At 63.6% G+C, this 24,009-nt stretch carries 19 protein-coding genes; 10 read left to right on the top strand and 9 right to left on the bottom strand.

Annotated features, from left to right (window positions below; genetic code table 11):
• Positions 1-86 precede the first annotated feature (86 nt).
• The gene (locus NLY43_RS05000) at positions 87-947 is read left to right on the top strand and encodes a TIGR01459 family HAD-type hydrolase (protein WP_023671533.1); all 861 of its coding nucleotides are present in this window, start codon (positions 87-89) and stop codon (positions 945-947) included.
• Positions 948-956: 9 nt separating this feature from the next.
• On the top strand, positions 957-1,940 hold the full coding sequence (locus NLY43_RS04995; RefSeq protein ID WP_023712761.1) for a bifunctional riboflavin kinase/FAD synthetase: 984 nt from the start codon (positions 957-959) through the stop codon (positions 1,938-1,940).
• A gap of 29 nt (positions 1,941-1,969) precedes the next feature.
• Here the strand turns inward: NLY43_RS04995 and NLY43_RS04990 are convergent, their stop codons facing one another.
• The 4 genes from NLY43_RS04990 to NLY43_RS04975 form a co-directional block, all read right to left on the bottom strand.
• Complete coding sequence (locus NLY43_RS04990; RefSeq protein ID WP_023712762.1) at positions 1,970-2,524, bottom strand: HdeD family acid-resistance protein; 555 nt, start codon at positions 2,522-2,524, stop codon at positions 1,970-1,972.
• 128 nt (positions 2,525-2,652) lie between these two features.
• Complete coding sequence (locus NLY43_RS04985) at positions 2,653-3,066, bottom strand: MAPEG family protein (protein WP_023671536.1); 414 nt, start codon at positions 3,064-3,066, stop codon at positions 2,653-2,655.
• Positions 3,067-3,078: 12 nt separating this feature from the next.
• Entirely contained in the window at positions 3,079-3,561 is a 483-nt protein-coding gene (locus tag NLY43_RS04980) for an SRPBCC family protein (RefSeq protein WP_023694759.1), read from the bottom strand.
• Positions 3,558-3,863, bottom strand: coding sequence for an ArsR/SmtB family transcription factor (locus tag NLY43_RS04975; protein WP_023689559.1), 306 nt, complete (start codon positions 3,861-3,863; stop codon positions 3,558-3,560). Before NLY43_RS04975 ends, NLY43_RS04980 begins: the two co-directional genes overlap by 4 nt.
• 212 nt (positions 3,864-4,075) lie before the next feature.
• Between NLY43_RS04975 and NLY43_RS04970 the strand changes: the two genes are divergently transcribed.
• From NLY43_RS04970 to NLY43_RS04960, 3 genes are all read left to right on the top strand, one after another.
• Complete coding sequence (locus tag NLY43_RS04970) at positions 4,076-4,879, top strand: MipA/OmpV family protein (protein WP_023734252.1); 804 nt, start codon at positions 4,076-4,078, stop codon at positions 4,877-4,879.
• Positions 4,880-5,113: 234 nt separating this feature from the next.
• Complete coding sequence (gene ileS, locus NLY43_RS04965) at positions 5,114-8,095, top strand: isoleucine--tRNA ligase (protein ID WP_023712763.1); 2,982 nt, start codon at positions 5,114-5,116, stop codon at positions 8,093-8,095.
• 201 nt (positions 8,096-8,296) lie between these two features.
• Positions 8,297-8,980 (top strand): hypothetical protein, encoded by a 684-nt coding sequence (locus NLY43_RS04960; RefSeq protein WP_023682973.1) that lies wholly within the window; start codon positions 8,297-8,299, stop codon positions 8,978-8,980.
• Positions 8,981-9,008: 28 nt separating this feature from the next.
• Here NLY43_RS04960 and NLY43_RS04955 read toward each other — a convergent pair whose 3' ends face one another.
• Complete coding sequence (locus NLY43_RS04955; RefSeq protein ID WP_023712764.1) at positions 9,009-9,461, bottom strand: nucleoside deaminase; 453 nt, start codon at positions 9,459-9,461, stop codon at positions 9,009-9,011.
• Positions 9,462-9,641: 180 nt separating this feature from the next.
• Between NLY43_RS04955 and NLY43_RS04950 the strand changes: the two genes are divergently transcribed.
• The 5 genes from NLY43_RS04950 to NLY43_RS04930 all read left to right on the top strand — a co-directional run bounded on the left by NLY43_RS04950 (position 9,642) and on the right by NLY43_RS04930 (position 16,286).
• Positions 9,642-11,810, top strand: coding sequence for a pseudouridine synthase (locus NLY43_RS04950; protein ID WP_023712765.1), 2,169 nt, complete (start codon positions 9,642-9,644; stop codon positions 11,808-11,810).
• Between the two features lie 47 nt (positions 11,811-11,857).
• On the top strand, positions 11,858-12,412 hold the full coding sequence (gene rsmD, locus NLY43_RS04945) for a 16S rRNA (guanine(966)-N(2))-methyltransferase RsmD (RefSeq protein ID WP_023671544.1): 555 nt from the start codon (positions 11,858-11,860) through the stop codon (positions 12,410-12,412).
• 96 nt (positions 12,413-12,508) lie between these two features.
• A complete protein-coding gene (locus tag NLY43_RS04940) occupies positions 12,509-13,864 on the top strand; it encodes a M16 family metallopeptidase (RefSeq protein WP_023747744.1) in 1,356 nt (451 codons plus the stop codon).
• 188 nt (positions 13,865-14,052) lie between these two features.
• Entirely contained in the window at positions 14,053-15,429 is a 1,377-nt protein-coding gene (locus NLY43_RS04935; RefSeq protein WP_023712766.1) for a M16 family metallopeptidase, read from the top strand.
• The gene (locus NLY43_RS04930) at positions 15,426-16,286 is read left to right on the top strand and encodes a patatin-like phospholipase family protein (protein ID WP_023712767.1); all 861 of its coding nucleotides are present in this window, start codon (positions 15,426-15,428) and stop codon (positions 16,284-16,286) included. The genes NLY43_RS04935 and NLY43_RS04930 overlap by 4 nt, the downstream gene beginning before the upstream one ends.
• A gap of 168 nt (positions 16,287-16,454) precedes the next feature.
• On the opposite strand, the gene NLY43_RS04925 is transcribed toward NLY43_RS04930, so the two are convergent.
• The 4 genes from NLY43_RS04925 to NLY43_RS04910 all read right to left on the bottom strand — a co-directional run bounded on the left by NLY43_RS04925 (position 16,455) and on the right by NLY43_RS04910 (position 22,310).
• Positions 16,455-16,991: a dihydrofolate reductase family protein gene (locus NLY43_RS04925; protein WP_023712768.1), complete on the bottom strand. Its 537-nt coding sequence runs from the start codon at positions 16,989-16,991 to the stop codon at positions 16,455-16,457.
• 107 nt (positions 16,992-17,098) lie between these two features.
• Positions 17,099-17,767 (bottom strand): 4'-phosphopantetheinyl transferase family protein, encoded by a 669-nt coding sequence (locus tag NLY43_RS04920; protein WP_023712769.1) that lies wholly within the window; start codon positions 17,765-17,767, stop codon positions 17,099-17,101.
• The gene (locus tag NLY43_RS04915) at positions 17,764-18,222 is read right to left on the bottom strand and encodes a GNAT family N-acetyltransferase (protein WP_023697683.1); all 459 of its coding nucleotides are present in this window, start codon (positions 18,220-18,222) and stop codon (positions 17,764-17,766) included. The genes NLY43_RS04920 and NLY43_RS04915 overlap by 4 nt, the downstream gene beginning before the upstream one ends.
• Positions 18,222-22,310, bottom strand: coding sequence for a Pls/PosA family non-ribosomal peptide synthetase (locus tag NLY43_RS04910; protein WP_023712770.1), 4,089 nt, complete (start codon positions 22,308-22,310; stop codon positions 18,222-18,224). The genes NLY43_RS04915 and NLY43_RS04910 overlap by 1 nt, the downstream gene beginning before the upstream one ends.
• Between the last annotated feature and the right edge of the window lie 1,699 nt (positions 22,311-24,009).

The raw sequence follows: 24,009 nt of genomic DNA, 5'->3' as shown, positions 1-24,009 counted from the left end.
GATGAAACGCTTCGGTTAATGCGGGGCCGGTTGCGGCGGACCGTCGGCTGCAGCTCTCGCAATGATCGTCACAGCAGGAAAACGGCATGGCGGATTCGCCTGACATCATCGGCTCGCTCGCGGATTTGTCGGGCGCCTACTCGGCCATCCTGTGCGATGTCTGGGGCGTGATCCACAATGGCGAATGGCATTTTCCGGCGGCTGCCGAAGCGCTTGCCGCCGCGCGTGCGGCGAAGGTCCCGGTCGTCCTGATCACCAACTCGCCGCGCCGCAATGCCGATGTGGTGGCGCAGATGAATGCGATCGGCGTTCCCGCCGCCGCCTACGATCGCGTCGTCACCTCAGGCGATGTGACCCGCGACCTTATCGCCGAAGGCCCACGAAAAATCTTCCATATCGGCGCCGACCGCGATTTCACCCTCTATGACGGTCTGGACGTCGAGCTCGTCGAGGAGTTCGAGGCCTCCGGCGCGGTCTGCACCGGGCTGTTCGACGACGAGGTGGAAACGCCTGAGGATTACGCCGATCTGCTGCGCCGGCTGCGCGCCAGGAACCTGCCTTTCATCTGCGCCAATCCCGACATCGTGGTCGAACGCGGCGAGCGCATGATCTGGTGCGCCGGCGCCTTGGCGCGCGACTATGCCCAGCTTGGCGGCCGCACGCTGATCGCCGGAAAACCTTATGCGCCGGTCTATGACGTAGCGCTGCGGGAGGTTGCCGTGCTTCTAGGCCGAGACGTCGCGCGCACCGAGGTGCTGGCCATCGGCGACGGCATGATGACCGACGTCAAGGGCGCCGCCGACAACGGCATCGACGTGCTTTACGTCTCGGGCGGCATTCACGCGCGCGACTATGGCGATCCCATGCAGCCGGACCCCGCCAGGCTTGCAGCCTTTCTGCAAAAGCACGGCTACCGGCCGGTCGCCGTCATTCCGAGACTGCGGTAGGGTTGCTGCATGAGCGCAGCTTTCGAACACATTTCAGCAACCGCGCCGCTGCCGCCGCATTTGCGCGGCGGCGTGGTGGCGATCGGCAATTTCGACGGCGTCCATCGCGGCCACCAGGCGGTGCTCGATCGCGCGCTTGCCGAAGCCGGGCGGCGAGGCGTGCCGGCGCTAGTGCTGAGCTTCGAGCCGCATCCGCGCAAGGTGTTCAGGCCCGATATGCCGCTGTTCGTATTGACGCCGCCGCCGATGAAGGCGCGGCTGCTGTCGCATCTGGGCTTTGCCGCACTCGTCGAACAGCCGTTCACGCGCGCCTTTGCCGGCCTGTCGGCCGAGGCTTTCGTGACCGATGTGCTGGAGACGAACCTCGGCATCACCCATGCCGTCACCGGCTTCGATTTTCACTTCGGCAAGGACCGGCAGGGCGGTCCTGCGTTTCTGATGGCGGCAGGCGAGCGCCATGGTTTCGGCGTCACCCTGGTCGACGCCTTTCGCGACGAGGGCGCCGAGGTGGTGTCGTCGAGCCGTATCCGCGAGCTGCTCTGCGAGGGAGAGGTCGCCGAGGCCGCAGGCCTGCTCGGCTACCGCTTCACCGTCGAAAGCGAAGTGATCGGCGGCCAGCAGCTCGGCCGCACGCTCGGCTTCCCGACAGCCAACATGAGGCTTTCGCCGGAAACAACTCTGAAGGAAGGGATTTATGCCGTCCGCTTTCGCCGCGCCGACGGCACGCTCTACGATGGTGTCGCCAGCTTCGGGCGTCGCCCGACTGTCGACGACAATGGCGCGCCGCTGCTCGAAACCTTCGTCTTCGACTTTGCCGGCGATCTTTACGGCGAGATCTGCGACGTATCGTTCTTCGGCTTTTTGCGCCCCGAGGTGAAGTTCGATGGGCTCGATGGGCTGGTGGCACAAATGAAGCGCGACGAGGCGGAGGCGCGCGCGCTGCTGGCCGGCGTCAGGCCGCTTTCGGATCTGGACGGCGCCATCGCTTTTTGAGCCTTCCGGCCGCTTACCTCTTCAAGCCCCTACTTCTTCAACGCCAGTCCGAGAGCGATGAAGCTCCAGCCCTGGAAGATCAGGTCGATGGCCAGGAACAGGCCGAGCACCCACAGGCTGTTGACCGGCCAGCCCATGGCGATGGTCAGCCCCGCCAGCACGCTGATCAGGCCCGCCGCGACGACCCAGCCCCAGCCCTTTTCCGGTCGGTGGCTATAGCCGACCCAGGCCCTGAGCGCGCCTGAAGCGACCAGCGCCACCGCCAGCAGCAAGGTCAGCACCGTCGAGGCCAGCAGCGGATTGTCGAGGGCAAAGAAACCGGCAACGGCATAAAGTAGACCGCTGAGCAGCCAATAGAAGAAGCGACTCCAGGTCTTCACGCCGAAGGCATGCACGATCTCGATGATGCCGGCCATCAGCATCAGCCAGCCCACGACATAGACCGAGGCGACGGTGGCGATGAACAGATTGCCGAAGGCAATGCCGCCGAAGATGAGCAGCAGCACGCCGAGCGCGACGAACCACCCCCATTTGTCCCGTGTCCGGCCGATCGCATCTTTCAGGGTATCACCGTGCAGGGTCATTGCTGCATCTCCTCGAAATCGCCTGGCACCTTGCCGGGAGGTTAGCCCCGGCTATAGCGGACGTCCAGCCGATGGCGACGGCTAGCAAACAAACAAAGCGTCGGTGGCTTGAGGCTCGCGCGTACGTGTCAATTTATGGCAGCCCACCCAGTCACAAGGACGAGGACAAGCGTGACGATCGCTCCAGAGACGTAGACGATCGTTCTGACACTGCCACCCTTGGCGGCATTGCCGCCGCGTAGGTAAACCCCCAGGTGAAGCAGGCGTATCGCCACATGAACCCAGACAATGGTCGCCAACGTGGCCGACCCAACGCCAACCATCATGGCCAGCACCGCCGGGACGACAAAAGGCGCCAGCGCCTCGACCGAGTTCATATGCACGCGGTCGATCCTGTAGAGGAGATTGGCGTCGTCGGCCGGGATCACCGGACCGGAAAGCGCTCCGGCAAATCCCTTGGACGAACCCGAGTAAACCGCCAGCGCGACTGACAAAAGACAGAGGATCAGTACACCGAGGATGCTTAGCCAATAGGGTTCCATAATTGTGCTCCTTCAGGTCACCTTGCTGGCAAAAAGATCTTGGAATCGCCTGAGATACAGCGGCCAGCCTTGATCACCGTCAATCCCAAAGCGCACGCCTTCCCAGCCTTCGCCATGACGTTCGAGATTGCGATGCTCGATCTCGACGCAGGTCCGGCTATTCGTCTCCGCCGTAAACCGGACTTCCCACTCGCTGGTCCTGTCCGGATTGGTCTCGATCTGCCATTGAGGGCTGATATCCCAACTCAGAAGCAGTCGGTTCGGCGGCTCGTAGGCCAGCACCCGTGCCCAGCGGCACTCGCTGCCATCCACACCGCGGTCGTAGACGTGACCGCCAACGCGGGGTTCGAAGATCGTCTCCGCGATCGGCACCGCAAGCAGGTTATGCTCTTTGGGTTTGAAACTGCCGAAGTCCTCGGTGAAGACCTTGAAGGCATGTGCGATCGTAGCCTCGACAAGGATGGAGTGCCTCACGGGCGGTTGATGCGTGCTCATTCCTGCTCCTTCAAGGGCTGTTCGACGACCACTTTGTAGGCCGCCAAGGTCTTGCTCCAGAACCGGTCGAGTTCGGCGCGCAGGCTGGCCAAGCCTTCCGGTTCGACCCGGTAGATGCGTTGCTTGCCTAGCCGTGTGTTGGCCACGAGGCCGGCGTCCTTGAGCACCTTCAGGTGCTGCGAGACCGCCGGCCGGGTGACAGGAAGCGCACGAGCCAATTCCCCGACCGAACAGGGTTGTTCGACCAGCAGTTCGAAGATCGTCCGCCTGGTCGGGTCGCCAAGCGCTGTCCATCTGTTCATGTTAGTCTGCACTAACGCGAATTTAGGCAACCTCGCTATTTCTGTCAACTCGCCACAGGCCCGGCGGCGCCCTGTTCAAATGGGCCACAGCGCAAAAAACAGGGTCGCAGTTGCCGCCACTGCTGTAGATTTTAAGTCAAATTTTACCGAACCGGCGCCATGGCTTTGGCTGCCGGGTGTTCTCTCCGTTTTGTTTCGCGTATGGGGTGATGATGCGTATTGTCTGGACGATTCCGCTGTTTCTCGCCTCGGCGCTGCTCACTGTGTCCACCGCCAATGCGGGCGAGGGTGCCTTCGGCTGGATGTCCGGCGACTGGTACCTGACGCTTGGCGCCACCGGCATGGTCGCGCCGAAATTCGAGGGCTCCAACAGCTATCTGCTCAGCGCATCGCCGATCATCTCGCTGGGCAAGGCCGGCCCGGCCGCACGCTTTAGCTCGCGCAACGACAACATCTCGCTGGCGCTGGTCGACGATGGCGGCGTCCGCGCCGGCCTGACCGGAAAATTCCTGTTTTCCCGCGACAGCAAGGATGAGCTCAAGGGCCTCGACCCGGTGCGCTGGGGCGGTGAGGTCGGCGGCTTCTTCGAAATCTATCCGACGGACTGGCTGCGCGCCCGCGCCGAACTGCGCCATGGCATTCGTGCCCATGATGGCTTTGTCGCCGACATCGCCGCCGATGCTTTCTACGACGTGACGCCGACTGTCAGAATTTCGGGCGGACCACGCGTGTCCTTTGCCTCGTCGGGCTATTTCGACTCTTATTATGGTGTCAACGCCAAGGAGGCTGCGGCCTCGGGCCTGAGCGAATACCATCCTGGCGGCGGCCTGAAATCGACCGGCCTTGGTGGCGCCATCACCTGGAAGGTGACCGATCCGATGACCGCCAGCCTGTTCGGCGAATATGCGCGCCTGACGGGCCCGGCCGCCGATTCCAGCCTGGTCAAGGAGCGCGGCGACCGTAACCAGTTCACGGTCGGCGTCTCGACCACCTATCGCTTCGACTTCGCGATGTAAGTGAATCGAACAAGAGACGCTTTATTCCTGCGGCTTTCTCGGCTAAAAGCCCGGCAATGACGAGCTTTTCGCGCCTTCGCGCGCTGACGATACGAATTACAGGCCCGGTGTTCCGGGCGGCCTGAGCGCCGCCGGAGCCGCCGGGAGTTTTGCGCGCGCCCTCGCGCTTTTTCCAAATCATGATAGTTCACGCCCGAGCTTTTACGCCCGCCGGGCAATGCACATGGCAGACCAATGACCGACACTGTTGAAACGATCGACTATTCCAAGACGCTTTACCTGCCGCAGACGGATTTCCCGATGCGCGCCGGCTTGCCTGAAAAAGAGCCGCTGCTGGTCAAGCGCTGGCAGGATATGGACCTTTACGCCAAGCTGCGCGAGGCGGCCGCCGGCCGCGAAAAATACGTGCTGCATGACGGCCCGCCCTACGCCAACGGCAACATCCATATCGGCCACGCGCTGAACAAGATCCTTAAGGACGTCATCACCCGCTCGTTCCAGATGCGCGGCTATGACTCCAATTACGTGCCCGGCTGGGACTGCCACGGCCTGCCGATCGAATGGAAGATCGAGGAACAGTACCGCGCCAAGGGCAAGAACAAGGACGAGGTGCCGGTCAACGAGTTTCGCAAGGAATGCCGCGACTTCGCCGCGAACTGGATCACGGTGCAGGGTGGCGAGTTCCAGCGGCTCGGCGTCGTCGGCGACTTCAAGAACCCCTATACGACGATGGCTTTCCACTCGGAGTCGCGCATCGCCGGGGAGTTGTTGAAGTTCGCCATGTCGGGCCAGCTCTATCGCGGCTCCAAGCCGGTAATGTGGAGCGTCGTCGAGCGCACCGCACTGGCCGAGGCCGAGATCGAATACCATGATTATGAGAGCGACACGATCTGGGTGAAGTTTCCAGTTGTGTCAGGATTTTGGAGCGTTGAGCACTTTGTATCAGACGCTGCACCGTCCATGCGCGTTCCGGAAAGCGTTGCACTTTTGGACAACGCCCACGTCGTCATCTGGACGACAACCCCGTGGACGATCCCCGGCAACCGTGCCGTCAATTATTCGTCACGGATCGGCTACGGCCTTTATGAAGTTACCGCAGCCGAAAATTCGTTCGGTCCACAGCCCGGTGAAAAGCTGATCTTTGCAGATGCGCTTGCCGAAGACTCCTCGGCCAAGGCCAAGGTCACCTTGAATCGGCTTCGCAGCGTTTCGGTCGAAGAGCTTGGAAGCCTTACACTTTCACATCCCTTCAAAGGTCTCGGCGGCGGCTACGAATTCGCCGTGCCGATGCTGGCCGGCGAGCATGTCACCGACGACGCCGGCACCGGCTTCGTCCACACCGCGCCCGGCCATGGCCGCGAGGACTTTGATGCCTGGATGGATGCGGCATCGGATTTGCGCGCACGTGGCATCGACCCTGCCATCCCCTTCACTGTAGATGATGCCGGCTTCTTCACCAGGGACGCGCCGGGTTTTGGCCCGGATCGCGAAGGCGGGGCGGCGCGCGTCATCGACGACAACGGCAAGAAGGGCAATGCCAACCAGGCGGTCATCGACGAACTGATCAAGCGCAACGCGCTGTTCGCGCGCGGCCGGCTGAAGCACAGCTATCCGCACTCGTGGCGGTCGAAGAAGCCGATCATCTTCCGCAACACGCCGCAATGGTTCGTCTATATGGACAAGGACCTCGGCGACGGCACGACGCTGCGCAGCCGTGCGCTGAAGGCGATCGACGACACACGCTTCGTGCCGGCGGCCGGCCAGAACCGCATCCGCGCCATGATCGAGGAGCGCCCGGATTGGGTCTTGTCGCGCCAGCGCGCCTGGGGCGTGCCGATCGCCGTCTTTGCCGACGAGGACGGCAATGTGCTGAAGGACGAATCCGTCAACCAGCGCATCATGGACGCATTCGAGAAGGAAGGCGCCGACGCCTGGTTCGCTGCCGGCGCCAAGGAGCGTTTCCTCGGCAATCACGATGCCTCTAAATGGAAGCAGGTGATGGACATCCTCGACGTCTGGTTCGATTCGGGCTCGACGCATGTCTTCACGCTGGAAGACCGTCCGGACCTGAAATGGCCGGCCGACGTCTATCTCGAAGGCTCCGACCAGCATCGCGGCTGGTTCCACTCCTCGCTGCTCGAAAGCTGCGGCACCAGGGGCAGGGCACCTTACGACACCGTCGTCACCCATGGCTTCACCATGGATGAGGAGGGGCGCAAGATGTCGAAATCGCTCGGCAACACCGTCGTGCCGCAGGACGTCATCAAGCAGTCCGGCGCCGACATTCTGCGGCTATGGGTGGTGACGACCGACTATTGGGAAGACCAGCGTCTCGGCAAGAACGTGCTGCAGACCAACATCGATGCCTATCGCAAGCTCAGGAACACCATCCGCTGGATGCTGGGCACGCTCGCCCATGACGATGGCGAGGAAGTGCCGCTCGAAAAGATGCCGGAGCTGGAGCGGCTGATGCTGCATCGGCTGGCCGAGCTCGATGAGGTCGTGCGCTCGGGCTACGACGCGTTCGAGTTCAAACGCATCACCCGCACTTTGCTGGACTTTATGGTGGTCGAGCTGTCGGCCTTCTATTTCGACATCAGGAAGGACGCGCTCTATTGCGAGGGGCCCGCCAGCGTGAAGCGCAAGGGCTCGGTGCAAGTGGTGCGCCACCTCTTCGACTGCCTGGTGAAATGGCTGGCCCCGATGCTGCCCTTCACTACGGAAGAAGCCTGGCTCGACCGTCATCCGGATGCTGTCTCGCTGCATCTCGACCAGTTCCCCGAGATTCCGGCCGACTGGAAGAACGAGGCGCTGGCGGAAAAATGGCGCAAGGTGCGGCAGGTTCGCCGTGTCGTCACCGGCGCGCTCGAGATCGCACGCGCTCAGAAGGTCATCGGTGCCTCGCTGGAAGCCGTGCCGGTCGTGACCCTCGACGATGCCGCGCTTGAAGCCGCGATCGCCGATGTCGACATGGCCGAAATGGCGATCACCAGCGATCTCGTCATCGCCCATGGCAAGGCGCCGGAAGGCGCCTTTGCGCTCGACGACGTCAAGGGTGTCGCGGTGGTGGTCGAAAAAGCCGAGGACCGCGGCTTGGTCAAATGCGCGCGTTCGTGGCGCTATACCGCCGATGTCGGGCAGGACGTGGAATTCCCCGACGTGTCTGCCCGCGATGCCGCCGTCCTGCATGAACTCAAGGCTCTGGGACGTTTGTGACTGCTCATAAGCCGGTGCACAAATGCCACGCCGCGTGGGCGAAAACCGCCCGCGCGTTGCCCTTAACGAGTGGTTGAGATAAACACGCGAAACTCCGGAAGACAAATTGTCGCCGGAATTCCGTCGCAAGAGCGTGGACGATGGGGACCGGGCCTTTGGCCGGTGACGATCGAGAGGCTGTCTAGAGTGGGACTTTTTGGCATGATCGACAGAACTTCCGTGCGCGTTGCGCTGCTGGCGCCGCTTGTCGCGTCCGGCCTCGCTCTGTCCGGTTGCATGGGCTCGCCTACCTACGGCACCGACAAGACGGCTGGCGAGCAGCTTGCCGGAGACCTTTCCGGCGCCTTCGCGATCACGCCCAAGCACAAGGAACAGATCGACTACAGGCCGCGTCCGGAGCTGGTAAAGCCGGCGCCGGGGCAGAAGGAAGTGCTGCCGCCGCCGCAGGAAAGCATCGAGACGGCGAGCACCGATTGGCCCGAATCGCCCGAGCAGCGCCGCGCCCGCCTGCGTGCCGACGCCACTGCCCACCAGGACGACCCGTCCTATCAGTCGGGGATCGTCGATGACGTGCAGACCGATCCGGCTTCCGTGAAGAAGGCGCTGGCGGATTCGGGCTCCAGCCACCCGCCGGCCTGGTCGCCGAAGGATTCAGACAAGGGCCGCGCCGCCGAGATCCAGCGCCGCACCGCAGAGCAAAAGCAGGGCGACCCCAACACTCGCAGATATCTGAGCGAGCCGCCTCTGGCCTATCGAGCTGCCTCCGACACGGCGCCGCAGGGCGAACTCGGCGAGGATGAATACAAGAAGGAACGCCGCCTCAAGAAGGAAGCGGCCGCCAAGGGCAAGAGCGGCGGGCTCTTCGACTGGCTGCCCTCCTGGTAGGAACCGTCGCCTTCGGTAGCTGAAGGCTCTACGTTTCGCGTCTTTCCCGAAAGAATTCCCTGAGCAGCACCGCCGCGTCGGCCTCGGCCATGCCCGGATAGATGTCGGGCGTATGGTGGCAGGTCGGCGAGGCGAAGAAGCGCACGCCGTTGACCACCGCGCCGCCCTTCTCGTCGGCCGCGCCGAAATAGAGCCGGCGCAGCCTGGCGAAGGAAATGGCGCCTGCGCACATGGCGCAGGGTTCCAGCGTCACATAGAGGTCGTGGCCGGTCAGCCGCTCCCTGGAGAGCGTTTGGCAGGCCGCGCGGATGGCCAGCATTTCGGCATGCGCCGTCGGATCGGCAAGTTCGCGGGTGCGGTTACCGGCGGATGCCACCACCGTGTCGCCGCTGGCGATGACGGCGCCAACTGGAACTTCTCCACGCAAGGCGGCGGCTTGCGCCTCTTTCAGCGCCAGCGCCATGAAATCCGGCCGCTTCACGCGGTTTCCATTCCGATTATCTCCTCGCCACTTGGCGGTGATCCTGTTATGGAGCGCGTCAACCCGAATATCGGAACAGATTTTCGGAAATGATCATGCGCCAAATCAAAGTGCTATAGCGTCCTTTGCGCGTCCGAAAGGATGCGCCACGCTGTAGCAGCGCAACAAGGCAAAGGCCACATGGACGACAACGACAAGAAATCTCCGCGCCACAAAGGCCCGGGCAAAAGCGGCCCTGGAGCCGCGGGGCCGCGCCGCGATGGCGCCGCCGGCAAAAGCGGCAAACCCTCCTTCGGGGCCAAGAAACCCTATTCACCGCGAGGCGCCCGGCCCGCAGCGGCTGAGGGCGAGCGGCCCAAGCGCGATTTCAAAAGTGGCGACCGGCCATTCAGCAAAGGTCCGCGTTCCGAAGGCAAGCCCTTCGAAAAGCGCGAGGGACCGCGCAAGCCATATGCACCACGCGGTGACCGGCCGATGGCAGCCGAAGGCGAGCGCAAGCCGTATGAAAAGCGCGAAGGGCCGCGCAAACCCTATGCGCCGCGTGGGGATCGCCCTATGGCGGCCGAGGGTGAACGCAAGCCGTATGAAAAGCGCGAGGGGCCGCGCAAGCCTTATGCACCGCGCGGCGATCGGCCGGTTGCGGCCGATGGCGAGCGGCCAAAGCGCGATTTCAAGGGCGGCGATCGGCCATTCAGCAAGGGGCCGCGTCCCGAAGGCAAGCCTTTCGAAAAGCGTGAAGGGCCGCGCAAGCCCTACGCACCGCGTGGCGATCGGCCTGCTTCCGCCGAGGGCGAAAAGCGTTTTGACCGGCCAAAGCGCGATTTTGGCGATCGCCCGCAGCGCGACGCCGGAGATCGTCCCAAGCGTGACTTCAGCGATCGCCCCAAGCGCGATTTCGGTGGTGACCGGCCGCAAGCATCTGGCGGCGCCTTCAAGCCGCGCCCGCGTCCGGCAGATGCGGAAGAAGCCGGCGAGCGTATCGCCAAGCGGTTGGCCCGCGCCGGCCTGGCGTCGCGCCGCGACGCCGAAGACCTGATCGCGGCGGGCCGTGTCAAGGTCAACAACCGGGCTTTGACCTCGCCGGCCTTCAACGTCATGCCGGGCGACATCATCCATCTCGACGGCATGGAGATCCCGCCGATCGAGCGCACCCGCCTGTTCCTGTTTCACAAGCCGGCCGGCGTCGTTACCACCAACCGCGACCCCGAGGGCCGCAAGACCGTGTTCGACGTGCTGCCGGCCGAATTGCCGCGGCTGATGACCATCGGCCGCCTCGACATCAACACCGAAGGCCTGCTGCTGCTCACCAATGATGGCGGTCTGTCGCGCGTGCTCGAACTGCCTGCCACTGGCTGGCTGCGCCGTTACCGCGTGCGCGTTCATGGCAAGGTCGAGGAAAGCATGCTCGCAGGCCTGCGTGAAGGCATTGCCGTCGACGGCGTCTTCTACGGCGCCATCGAGGCGACGCTCGATCGTGAACAAGGCACCAACGCGTGGCTGACGATCGGCCTGCGCGAAGGCAAGAACCGCGAAGTGAAGAACATCCTTGGATCGCTCGGCCTCGACGTGACGCGGCTGATCCGTATCTCCTACGGACCGTTCCAGCTCGACGATCTCGCCGAAGGCCATGTGCTGGAGATCAAGGGCCGCGTCTTGCGCGACCAGCTCGGCGAGCGACTGGTCGAGGAATCCGGCGCCAATTTCGACGCCGAGATCATCAAGCCGTTTTCCAACCAGCCGGTGCGGCGAGAGCGTGACGTGGAGCCGGAACGGCCGAAAGTCACCCGCGAGGGTGACCATCGGCCGATCGGCGAGGGCGGTCTGATCAAGAACCGCAAGCGCCGCGAAGGCAGCCGCGACGAAGCGCTCGGCAAGCTGTCGACCAGTCCCGAAAGGGGCGCGAGGCCGGAAAAGAGCTTTGGCGAACGCGGCCCGAGACCTGAGCGCAGCGAGTTTTCGGACAAGCCGCGCAGCGAGTTTCGCGAAAAGCCGCGCGGCGATTTTGGCGACAAGCCCCGTGGAGGCTTCGGCGACAAGCCGCGCGGCGCCTTTGGTGACAAACCGCGCGGCGGCAAGAAGCCCGAGCGCGAGCAGCGGCCGATCGATCCGCCGGGCCAGCGCAAGGCTAATGTCTGGATGGCGCCGGGCGCGCGTCCGATCGGCAAGGGCAGGGCGGAAGCCGATGCCGCCAAGGCGGCTGAGGCCAAGGCGCGCAAGGCGTCGTTCAAGCCGTCCTATGGCAAGCCGGGCGGAGCCAAGCCGTTCGGCAAGCCGGGTGGCGAGCGTCCGGATGGCGGTCGGGGCGGCGAGCGGCCACGCAACGGTCCCAAGGGCCTGAGGACCAGATGATGCCGGGACTTAAATGAGATCCGGCCTTAAATGAGACCCGGGCATAAATGAGAATCGTCGGCGGCCAATTTCGCGGGCGTCCGCTGGCGACGCCGCGCGACCATGCCATCCGCCCGACGACCGACCGCGCCCGCGAGGCCGTCTTCAACGTGTTGGCGCACCGCTTTGCCGACAAGCTCGACGGCGCGCGTGTGCTCGACCTTTTCGCCGGCACCGGCGCTCTCGGCCTCGAAGCGCTGTCGCGCGGCGCTTCCTATGGCGTCTTTATCGAAGAATCGGCCGAAGGGCGCGGCCTGATCCGCACCAATGTCGAAGCTTTTGGCCTTACCGGCCGCACCAAGATCTTCCGCCGCGACGCGACCGCCCTGGGTGAGGCCGGTACGCTTGCGGCATTCGGCCTGGTCTTCGCCGATCCGCCCTATGGCAAGGGCCTTGGCGAGCGCGCCCTGCGCTCGGCCAGGGATGGCGGCTGGTTGCTGCCCGGCGCGCTCTGCGTGGTCGAGGAAGCCGCCTCGGCGCCCTTCGAGATTGGGCCGGAATTCTCGGTGGTTGATGAACGAAACTACGGCGAGACGGTGGTCCGGTTCATCGAGCTTGCGTAAGGGTGGGGCGATCGGCGCCTTCAAAATGACGCACAATTCACTTTGCCTCCGCGGCTAACCTTGCCTATCGTCGCGCGATAACAACCGGAGCCATCAATGACATTTCATACTGAATGGCTGCGGAGAGCCTTGCTCGCCACCGCGCTGACCATGGCCGGCCCGGCCCTGGCCGCGGATGATGGCAAGGTGGCCAACTTCCTGCTCGACAATGGCATGGAGGTGGTGGTCATTCCCGATCATCGCGCCCCCATCGTCACCCATATGGTGTGGTACAAGATCGGCAGCGCCGACGAGCCGCCAGGCAAGTCCGGCATAGCGCACTTCTTCGAACACCTGATGTTCAAGGCCACGACCAACCACGCCGCGGGCGAGTTCGACCGCGCCATATCGGCCATCGGCGGCTCCAACAACGCCTTCACCTCATATGACTACACTGCCTTCCACGAGACGGTGGCGCCCTCGGCACTTGGTGAGATGATGAGCTTCGAGGCCGATCGCATGCGCAACCTCATCTTGACCGACGAGGTCATCAAGACCGAGCGCGACGTGATCCTGGAAGAGCGCCGCGCGCGCATCGACAGCAATCCGCAGGCGGTGCTCGACGAAGAGGTCGACGCGACGCTCTGGCAGAACCAGCCCTACCGCATTCCGGTGATCGGCTGGATGCAGGAGATGGAGCAGTTGAACCGCACCGATGCGGTTGCCTTCTATGACAAATACTACCGCCCCAATAATGCGGTGCTGATCGTGGCCGGCGATGTCGAGCCGGAGGTCGTGAAGGCGCTGGCCGAAAAAACCTATGGCAAGGTCGCGCGCGGTCCCGACCTGCCCCCGCGCATCCGCCCGGTCGAGCCGGAGCAGAACACCAAGCGCACGGTGACGCTCACCGATGGGCGCGTTTCGGTGCCGAGCTTTTCGACGCAATGGGTGGTTCCGTCCTACCACACGGCAAAACCCGGCGAGGCCGAGGCGCTCGACCTGCTGGGAGAGATCCTTGGCGGCGGCAGCCGCAGCAGGCTCTACCAGCAACTCGTGGTCAAGCAAGGCATCGCATCGGCGACCGGCGCCTTCTTCCAGGGTACGATGCTCGACGCCACCAATTTCACCGTCTATGGCGCGCCGCGCGGCGACGCCAAGCTGAGCGACGTCGAGGCGGCCGTCGAGGCCGAGATCGCCCGCATCGTCAAGGACGGCGTCACCGCGGACGAGCTGGAGAAGGCCAAGGCCCGCTATATCAGGGCCATGATCTTCGCCCGCGACAAGCAGGACGAGATGGCCAATCTCTACGGCGCCGAGCTCGCCACCGGCGGCAACGTCAGGGATATCGAGGAATGGCCGGACCGCATTCGCAAGGTCACCGCCGATGAGATCAAGGCGGTCGCCGCACGCTATCTGCTGCTCGATCGTACGACGACCGGCTATCTCTTGCCGCAGCAACAGGCGGGGAATTGATGATGACGAGATTGAGCGTTAGCGCTGCCCCTCACCTGCCTGCCGGCATCCTCTCCCCCTATAGTGACGGGGAGAGGGGCGCTGTCATCGTCGATTTCGCCAACCATCAGCGTCGTAAGAAGAGCGCCAGCGTCGCGGCGAGACCCCTTCTCCCCGTCACTATACGGGGAGAAGTGCCCGGCAGCGCGATGAGGGGCGGAGCTGACCTTGGCGATCAATGGCCTGATGGGATTACTCATAGGCGCATCGCGGTTCTCCACGTCTTCGCCACACTGTTCCTCGGCATCTTCTTCCTCATCCTGCCGGCGCTTGCCGCGCACGCGATGGACATTCAGCCGGTGACCTCATCGAAAGGCGTCAACGCCTGGCTGGTCGAGGACCACTCCATTCCGATCGTCGCCATCCGCTTCGTCTTCGATGGCGGCTCGACGCAGGATCCGGCGGGGCGGGAAGGGCTGGTCAATCTGATGACCGGCCTATTCGACGAGGGCGCCGGCGACCTCGACAGCGAGGCCTTCCAGATCAAGCTTGACGATGCCGGCGCCGAAATGGGCTTCGAAGCGGCGCGCGACGGCACCTATGGCGCGATGCGGATGCTGGCCGAGCAGAAGGATGCGGCCTTCGACCTGCTCAGGCTGGCGGTCACCAGCCCGCGCTTCGACCAGGCGCCGATCGACCGTATCCGCGCCCAGATCCTGTCCGGCATCATCGCCAATGAGCGTGACCCCAACACCGTCGCGCAAACCAAATGGCTGCGCGCCATCTATGGCGAACATCCGTATTCCAGGCCCGACCAGGGCACCAAGGACAGCATCGCCACCATCACGGCGGCGGATCTGGCTGCCTTCCACAAGGCCAATTTCGCCCGCAGCGGCCTGCATGTTGCGGTGGTCGGCGACATAGATGCCGCGACGCTGAAACGGAAGCTCGACGAGGTCTTCGGCGATCTGCCGGAAAAGCAGGTGCTGCAACCGGTTGCCGATACCGAGCTGAAGCTCGGCCAGCAGCTCGAGGTCGACTACGACCTGCCGCAGACCTCGCTGCAGTTTGCCTATCCCGGTGTGAAGCGCGATGCGCCGGATTTCTTCCCTGCGGTGCTGATGAACCAGATTCTCGGCGGCGGCACCTTCACCTCGCGCCTCTATGACGAGGTGCGGGAAAAGCGCGGCTTGGCCTACTCCGTCGATTCCAACCTGGTCGACCACCAGCATTCCAATGCGCTGATCATCACCACGGCGACGCGTTCCGACCGCGCCGCCGAGACGCTCGGCATCGTCAAGGAGGTGGTCAAGAAGATGGCGCAGGAGGGGCCGACCGAGGCCGAGCTGGACGCGACCAAGAAATACATGGTCGGCTCCTATGCTATCAGCAATCTGGATTCTTCCAGCGCCATTGCCGGGACCCTGGTGGAATTGCAGCTCGACAATCTCGGCATCGACTACGTGCAGCGCCGCGCGGCGCTCATCAACGGCGTGACGCTCGATCAGGTCAAGGCAGCGGCGAAGAAGCTGCTGACGCCGGCGCCCGCGATCATGAGCATCGGGCCGAAGCTGGAGGCCAAATGACAGGTCCGACTTTCGGTATCGCCTTTGGCGGCGGCGGCGCGCGCGGCCTCGCCCATATCCACATCGTCGAGGCGCTGGACGAGCTCGGCATCAAGCCCGTGGCCATCGCCGGCTCCTCGATCGGCGCCATCATGGGCGCCGGCATGGCCTCGGGCATGAGCGGCAAGGACATCGAGGACTACGCCCGCTCGATCCTCGGCCGCCGCGCCGAGGTGGCGGCGCGCATGTGGCGCTCGCGTCCCGGCACCATCGCCGAGGCGATGCAGGGCGGCATCCGAGTCAGCCAGTTCAACATAGAGCGCATCTTGAAGGCGTTCCTGCCGGAAGCCATCCCGGAAACCTTCGCCGAGCTGAAAATCCCGCTGAAGGTGACGGCGACGGACTATTTCGGTCACAAGCTGGCCGTCTTCGACGAGGGCGACCTGCATTCGGCGCTCGCCGCCTCGGCTGCCATTCCCGCCGTGTTCCGCCCGGTGACGCGCGACGACCGCGTGCTGATCGACGGCGGCATCTACAATCCGGTGCCGTTCGACCTCATCGAAAACGACGCCGACATCATCATCGCCATCGACGTCGTCGGCGCGCCGAGCGAGGCCGAGCGCAAGCACCCGACCACGGTCGACCTGATGTACGGCGCGACGCAATTGATGATGCAGTCGATCATCGCCCACAAGCTGAACCAGCGCCCACCAGACATATTGATCCGCCCGCCAGTGTCGAAATACCGCGTGCTCGATTTCATGAAGATCGACACGCTGATGGCCGAGACGCAGGAGGTCAAGGACGAACTGAAGCGCGAGGTGGAAAGAGTGGTCGAGGCGCGTGCCAAGGGCAAGCGGGGGAAGAAAGTAGGGTGAGCTGCCGATCTCCCCCCTCGAGGGGGAGATGGCCGGCAGGCCAGAGGGGGTCGTTTCGCGTGAAGCTAGACCTCCTACTGTCGATAGGAGGTTGCGTCAGGACGGACCGACCGCCTCTGTCGCCTTCGGCGACATCTCCCCTAAAGGGGAGATTACCCCACCAGCGTCTCACACCCTCCCAGCCGCATATTCCAGCGCCACCACGCCATTGCTGAACTGTACGGTCGAGATCGGCTCCAACGCCACCGGCATATCGGGCGGGAACAGCTTCTTGCCCTCCCCGACGGAGCCAGGGTAGCTCAGCAGCCTGACGCGATCGACCAGACCATGGCGCAGCAATTCCCGCGCGACGCTCAGGCTGCCATGCACATAGATGTTGCCGCCGCTGCCTTGCTTCAGCGCCCGAACCGCTTCCGGCAACACACCCTTCAGCAACTCGGCCGGTTTCCAGTCGAGTGCCTTCGGGCTTGTCGACGCGACATATTTCGGCAGCGCATTGAACCGGTCGGCGAAGTCTCCGGTTTCCTTGGGCCAAGAGCCGGCAAAAATCTCGTAGGTCGTGCGCCCCAGAAGCATGGCCCCGCTGTCGGCAAGCTCGTCCTCCTTGAACCTTTGCATCTCATCGTTCCAGGTCACGCTGGGCAGCTTCTCGACCTCGGCGATGCCATCGATGCTGATGAATTCGGTGACAATAAGGTTTCTCATGGCGCTCTCCTTCTTCTGTCAAAGGACGAACCGTGTGAGCCTTTTGCGACCGCTCTGCGAAAAAAATGCGCTTTGTTGAGCAGCTGTCGGGCGCTGGCCCATCGCGCTTAAAGGGGGGCGCTTCGGACACCATCGACAAACGCCAGAACGACCACACACGGAGCAACGCAGTAAACCAGTCTCGCTCTGCGGCCCGTCTTCGTCACAGCGTCGCTTGCGTCGAGATCGACGGTGATGTCCTCATAGCCCAGCACTTCGCCATCAAGCGGGTAGGCGGCCTTGTAGACAGCTTCCTTGGCGGCAAAAAGGATGCGACCGGCAAGATACAAGTCGGTTGCGTCGATCCGGTCAGCGGGGGCTGCAACCAGCGCGAAGATGTCGTCGGGCAGGGGCAAAGCGGGCTCGATATCGATGCCGAGCGAGGCGACGTGGGAGAGCGGCGCGACGGCCGCCACGGCCATCTCGTCGTCGTGAGCCAGCGACCCCGTTACTCCATGAGGCCATACCGGTGCGCCGGAGGAGCCGCGGAGGATAGCGACGTCGTTCAAGCCCATATCCGCCAGCAGCTCGTGCGCGATCCACCGCGCCGCGCCACTCGCCCGCCGCATCAGCGGCAGGCGTGACGGGATGGAGCGTGCTTCCTGCGGCAGCAAATGGTTCTCATCGCCTTCGCGGATCGTGCGGCATCCGATCCGAACGCCGGCCGGTGCCATGGCGGCCATCGCCGCCAGCAACTGCGCCGACAGGCTGGCACCGGCATCGAGCCGGCGCGTCATGGCTGTTCGCCCCGCAGAGCGAGGTCGGCGATCATTTCCCCGTCCTCGTCGGGCCCTTCTTCGACGAAACCGGCAGCGCGATAGAGGCGGCGTGCCGCTTCATTCCCAGGTTCGTAGCAGATCGAAACGTGGCTGATGTGGCCGAGCCGCATGATTTCATCCAGCACTTCGCGCAAAGCGGCCTTGCCGTAGCCTTGGCCCTGATGGACGCGATCGATCATGAAGCGGTAGATCCGCGCCTCGTCGTCGTCCTGCGGCGCCTCGTACATCAGGAAACCGACGACGCGATCCCCTGCCATGACGACGCGCGGCCGAGCGTCCCCGTCGCTTTCGGCTTCGTCCAGCGACTCCGCATTGCTGGCGACGAAATCCATCTGATCCGCAGCCAGTTCCAGAGCCGCGACCAGGGCCCGGTTGGCCCCGGTCACCGAAACGAGGCGGATGTCTGCGCTCATCAAGCCGTTGCCTTGACGCTATCCTCCGGCACCGGCGTGACGAAGCGATGCAGCTTGGCCGGGTTGCCCCGCCAGATCGAGTTGGGCTCCAGCTCTTCGCCCTTCATCACGAAGGAGTCCGCATCGACCATCGACCCTTCACCCATCACCACGCCGTAGTGGACAAAGGCGGACGGTCCGAGCGTGCAGCCCTTGCCGATACGGATGAAATCGGACTTGAACGCACCTTCTTCCAGCGAATGGGCCTGGATGACGCAGCCTTCGTTTAGCGTGACGTCGTCGCCGATCTCGACCAGCGAACGCTCGGTCAGGTTGCTGCCGCCATCATAGACCCGCCTGCCGACCTTGACGCCGAGCAGGCGCAGGATCATCGGCCGGAACGGCGTGCCGGCAAACAGGCGCACGATCGGCGAATCCGCCAGCTTCCAGTGGCGTTCGTGGCGCCAGAAGGCGACGTCGTAGATCGTCGTCATCTGCGGCTTCAGCCGGCCAAAGCCAAGGCTTGCCCGCTCGACCAGAATGTAGAACGGAATGGTGATCGCCGAGGTCAAAAGCACGGCGGCGAACAGGGCGACCTCCGCCCATTCCGTATAGTAGTTCAGCGCCCGGTCCCAGATCGCCAGCGTGACGAACAGCATGACCCATTGCGTTGCCAGGAACAGAAGAATGGTCACCAGGTTGTGGCGGTTCTTGAACGGGATGCGCCGGCGCCGGTCTGCCTCGTCGACGCCCGCGATAAGCTCCTTGTCGCGGTTCACCATGCGCGGGATTTCAAAGGCGGGCGAACCGAGAAGGCCGACATTCTCGCGCAACGGCCCGTCGATGGGGATCATCACCTTGGTGCCGAGCAGGACGTTGTCGCCCGTGCGCCCGTCCGGCGGATAATAGATGTTGTTGCCGAGATAGTTGCGCTCGCCGATGCGCGTCGGCTCGAGCCTGAAGGCCGAGGCGGACTTGTGCATGTTGATCATGAACAGCCCGTCCGACACCATGGTCTCGGTGCCGATCTCGCACAGAAGCGGGTTTTCGTGCTGCTGGTTGGAGCCGAAATTGGAACCGGTCTGCACCACTCTGTTGAGGTTCCAGCCGATGGCGCGCATGTAGTGCACGATCGCCGAGCTGTCGCCGGCCAGGAGCCCGAGCACGCGGGAATTGCTGGCGAATTCGGCGACGGTCTGCAGCCAGTAGCGGAAACCGTAAAGCGTGTAGGTGCGGCCCGGCTTCAAGATCAGGCTCGTCAGGCGCGGCACCAGCGTCGCTGCCAGGAAAGCCGCCGCGATATAGCCGAAAAGCGTGACCGTGGTGCCGATTGCGACAAGGCCGATCGTCTCCTGATAGTCGTCGCCGACATATTCCCAGTAGCTGTGGAACAGGAGCGGCAGCGGGGTGACGAGGCCAAACAGGCCGACCAGCTGCAGCGCTTCATAGAGGAAGCGCCGGACCTGGTAAGGATTGACATTGCGCACCTTGCAATAGTCCGCCGTGGTCGGCACCGCCGGCGATCCATGCCAGTGCTCGCCGTCGGGAATGCTTTGCCCGCGATGCAGCGAGGACGAATGGCCGAGCTGGGCGCCGTTGCCGATCCTGGTGTCGATGTCGAGCGTGGAGCCGACGCCGACGAAGGCATCGCGGCCGATGGTCAGCGGCCCGGTGTGGATATAACCGGACTGGGCCCTGAAGCCGAGGATCATCGATTCCTTGCGCAGGATGGTGTTGGCGCCGATGGAAATAAGATCCGTGCAGACGGGCACGGACTTCGATTCGATGACGGCGTTTTTCCCGAGTTTGGTGCCGAGCAGCTGCAGATAGAGGCTGTAGAGCGGGCTGCCGCGGAACAGCACGACGGGTGCGGTGCGGATCAACGTCTTGACCACCCAGAAGCGGAAGTAGCGCACGCCCCAGATCGGAAACGCCTCGGCCTTCCAGCGGCCGATGAGCACCCATTTCGCCAGGACTGCAAAGCCCGACATGCCGAAGAACACGGCGGCCGAGAGCGCCACGCACCGGATATAGAGCTGCAGCGGATCGTCGAGCGCGTCATACATCCAGTTGAGGCCGTCATTGATCGCCCAGAGGGCCACGTAGCTGTAGAGGCCGTAGAACGAAAGCTGCGCCGCGCCGCAGGTCCAGTAGGCGAAATTCGAGGCCCGGCGGGTGAGGACCGGCTCGTTGGTTGCCGTCGTCATCTCCTCCGCTACCCCCAGATGCAGCGCCAGGCGCGCCACTGTGGGATAGAGATAGATGTCGCGCATCGACGTCGTCGCCCATTCCTTCCTGGTGCGCACGCGCGCGCAGAAATGCGCCATCAGCAAGGAGTTGGCGCCGAGATCGTCGAAGAAGTGATCCTCGACCGACACCGCGCCGAATTTCAGCACCGTGGCCAGCGCTTCCGCCAGGAAACGCTCGTCCTCATTGGCGGGCGGCACCATCGTGCGATCGGCCGAAAGCCGGATGCTCGTCGGCTTCGGCAGCTGGCGCAGGTCTACCTTGTTGGAGACGGTCATCGGGATGGCAGGCAGTTCCTCCAGATAGGCGGGCACCATGTAGTCGGGCAGCCGCCGCTTCATCGTCTGGGCGAGATCCGCACGGGAAACCGCCGCTACGCCGGTTTTAAGCGCGTAATAGGCAACGAGTTCGACGCGGCCGGGCTCGATCTCCCAGGTGGTCACGGCGGCCTGGGCGATCTCGGGCTGGTCGAGCAGCACCGCCTCGATCTCGCCGAGTTCGATGCGATATCCGCGAATCTTCACCTGCGTGTCGATGCGCCCGGCATACTCGATCTCGCCGCTATCGTTGATCCGGCCAAGATCGCCGGTGCGGTAGATGCGCTGCGACGGGTTGTTCGGCAGGCCGACGAAATCGGCGATGAATTTCTGGTCGGTCAGGTCCGGCCGGTTCAGATAACCGACGGCGAGCCCGATGCCGGCAATGCCGATCTCGCCCAGTTCACCGGGCTCGGCAAGTTGCGGCAGCGAAGCGTCGAGAATGACGATCGAGTAAGTCGGCAACGGCGCGCCGATTGTGACGGGACGGTCCGGCGTCAGCGCCCCCATCGTTGCGGTGACGGTCGCCTCGGTCGGCCCGTAGGTGTTGAGGATCTGCCGGCCCGGCTTCGACCAGCGCACCACCAGATTGTGCGGGCAGGCCTCGCCGCCCACCAAAAGCGTGCGCAGGCTGGGAACGTCCGATGTCATCGATGACAACAATGTCGGGCTGCAGGCCATGCAGGTGATGTCATGGAGGCGCAGGAAATCCGCCAGTTCCTCGCCCACCAGCGGCATCTGGCCAGGTGCCGGCACCACCGTCGCGCCGGCGACGAACGGCACCCAGATCTCTTCGGAGGAAAAGTCGAAGGCAATGGTCATGCCCTGATACGCCCGGTCGCCCGGCCGGTAGCCGTAGGAGGCGGCCGCGACGTGTATGAAATTGACGAAGCTCTGGTGCGTGATGACCACGCCCTTGGGCTTGCCAGTGGTGCCCGAGGTATAGAGGATGTAGCAAATGTCGTCGGCCGCCTGCGGCTTCAGCGGCGCGGGCGACTGCGCGGAAATCTCGGCGGCGGCGCTGTCGATCAGCACATGCGGAACGGGCAGTTGACCGGCGCGCGACGCATAGGCGGCGATGGTGACGATCATGCTGACGGCGGCGTCTTCGATGATCAGCGCCATCCGCTCCTGCGGAAACGCGGTGGCCAGCGGCACGAAGGCAGCCCCCGCCTTCATCACCGCCAGCAACGCGACATAGGTTTCCGCCGATCGGTCGAGAATGAGCCCGACCCGGTGGCCCGGCCGCACGCCGTGCTTGATCAGCATGCGGGCGAACTGGTTGGCGCGGCTGTTCAGCTCCTGATAGGTCCACACGCGCCCTTCGGAGATCACCGCCGGCAGTGCGGCAAACGTTACGGCGAGCTGCTCGAACACCGTATCGAGCCGCTCACCCGGCTGCCGGGCAAAGTCGGCGCCCGTCAGGACCTGGCCGTTCCTTGTCGGGCCGCGAGCGATCCGTGCCAGCGCATCGATGCCTGGCAGGCCGCCGATCGGTGTTGCCGCGTCGCTGTCCAGTTCGGCGATATCGTAGTCCATGTCCATACTTTCTCGTCCTCGCCGGGCATCGCCCGGCTGTTCGTGCCGCCGCTGGAGGAGGCACTGCGCCGCCGCTGCGATTTTGTTGGTGGAGGGCTTCCAAAAAGGAAGTGCCCGGAATCCCGACGGGGAAGCTTATGCCACCCGATCTTTTCGCCGGTTTTTCCGAACTGTTGAATTTTGTTTCTGGAGTGTGTCTGGGGGCAGCGTGCGCGGCCGCTCTTTGGCCCTTGCGGGGGGATGCGCCCTTCCGCGGTATCAAGGGAGAGAGAGCGTCATGCAGACGGCGCCGGTGCTCTCGGCGCAGCCGATTTTCTATCGCTCGCGGCGGCGCTTACCTTCGCGTTGATGGCGCTGCTGACCTGTGCTTTCGGTGGCGATGCAGCCATGCTTTGCATGGGCGGGCAGGGCGATGGGCCACTGGCCGCATGGTGCCGATGTATCTGCCGGTGAGCGCCTTTCATTTGGCGCGCTGGCTGAAGGTCTGCCGCAGCGGAGGCTTCGTGCGGATGGTCAGCGGACAAGGCCCCCCGCGTCAAGGAAATGAATACTGCGCTGACTAAGATTGAGCTCGCCGTAGCTCTTCTCGCGGTTCCAGATTCTTAGGTCGACGGTCCACCCGACCGCAAGTGAAAGCCGATCAGCAGCGGTAACAATGTCAACTGCTCTCATTTCACTGAGGCACCCGCATCGCGTGTTGCCACCTCTTGCATAGAGGGGTGTCCAGTGATCATTCCAGGTGCGCCATCGCCCAACCGGTACCGTCCCCTTTTCGGTCAAGATCGCTCGGTCTGTGCATTTGTAGGAAATGGGAGCGTCGAAGGAGTAAGAGGCCGGCAGGTTAAGCCCCAGTTGAAAAAGATCGCTATGCCAATAGCCGAAAGGCCATGGGAGGATGCTGACACAGAGCGGCAGACACTTGCCGCTCAAGCATGGACGAAAGCGGTCCGCAACCTCCAGTGGGCGAGCCGGGCCCGAGAAAAGAGCACCGGACGGAAGAGCCCAATAGGCAGCGCCTAAACTAAAGGGATCGCCATCGTTCAAAGGCACGTAGTCTTCACTCATAAGGACGCAGGCAATCGTAAGGGTCGCGAATTCTGCGACGTCTAATGAAAGCGGAATATCAAGATAGACTGGGAGGAAACCTTCTGGAGTAGAGCCTGCTCTCAAGATTTCGCGAACAAGGGACTCTAGCGGTGCCCCGCTGGCGGAGCACGCATCCGGGCGATCACCCAACCACGTGGGTCGATCAATGGGCTCAATCTCGATGAGGCCTCGATTCAAAGGGAGGCATCGGACCGAACTTTCGCATGCCACGTCTTTGGGCATCTCCCAATTTTCTACCGCGCAGTGAAGGGTTCGAAGATATGCCGATCGGAAGATATCTCCTTGTCGTTGGTCTATTTGGGCCGAAATCCCCGAGCGTTCTAGGGACGGTTCGATGAAGTGGTACGGAAAGCCAGACAGAGGTGCATCGGCTGTACTTTTGACTCGTTGCCATTCGAATGCCCACTGTTTCATGAATGGATAGCCGGAGACGCGCTCAAGACGGCCCATCTCTTCCGCAAAAGACGGAGGTACTTGGGCCGAGCGCTGATTGGCGAAATAGGCAGTCGGTTCAAATGATGGCGGAGCTTCCCCAGAGTGATTTGTGATCCAAGTACCAGTGACGGCCACCGGGCCGTACATCTCCTTAAGCATGAAC

This window comes from Mesorhizobium sp. C416B (assembly GCF_030323165.1).
Lineage (GTDB): Bacteria > Pseudomonadota > Alphaproteobacteria > Rhizobiales > Rhizobiaceae > Mesorhizobium.
Note: the sequence above shows the minus strand (reverse complement) of the source record. Positions and strands in the feature narration are given on the sequence as shown.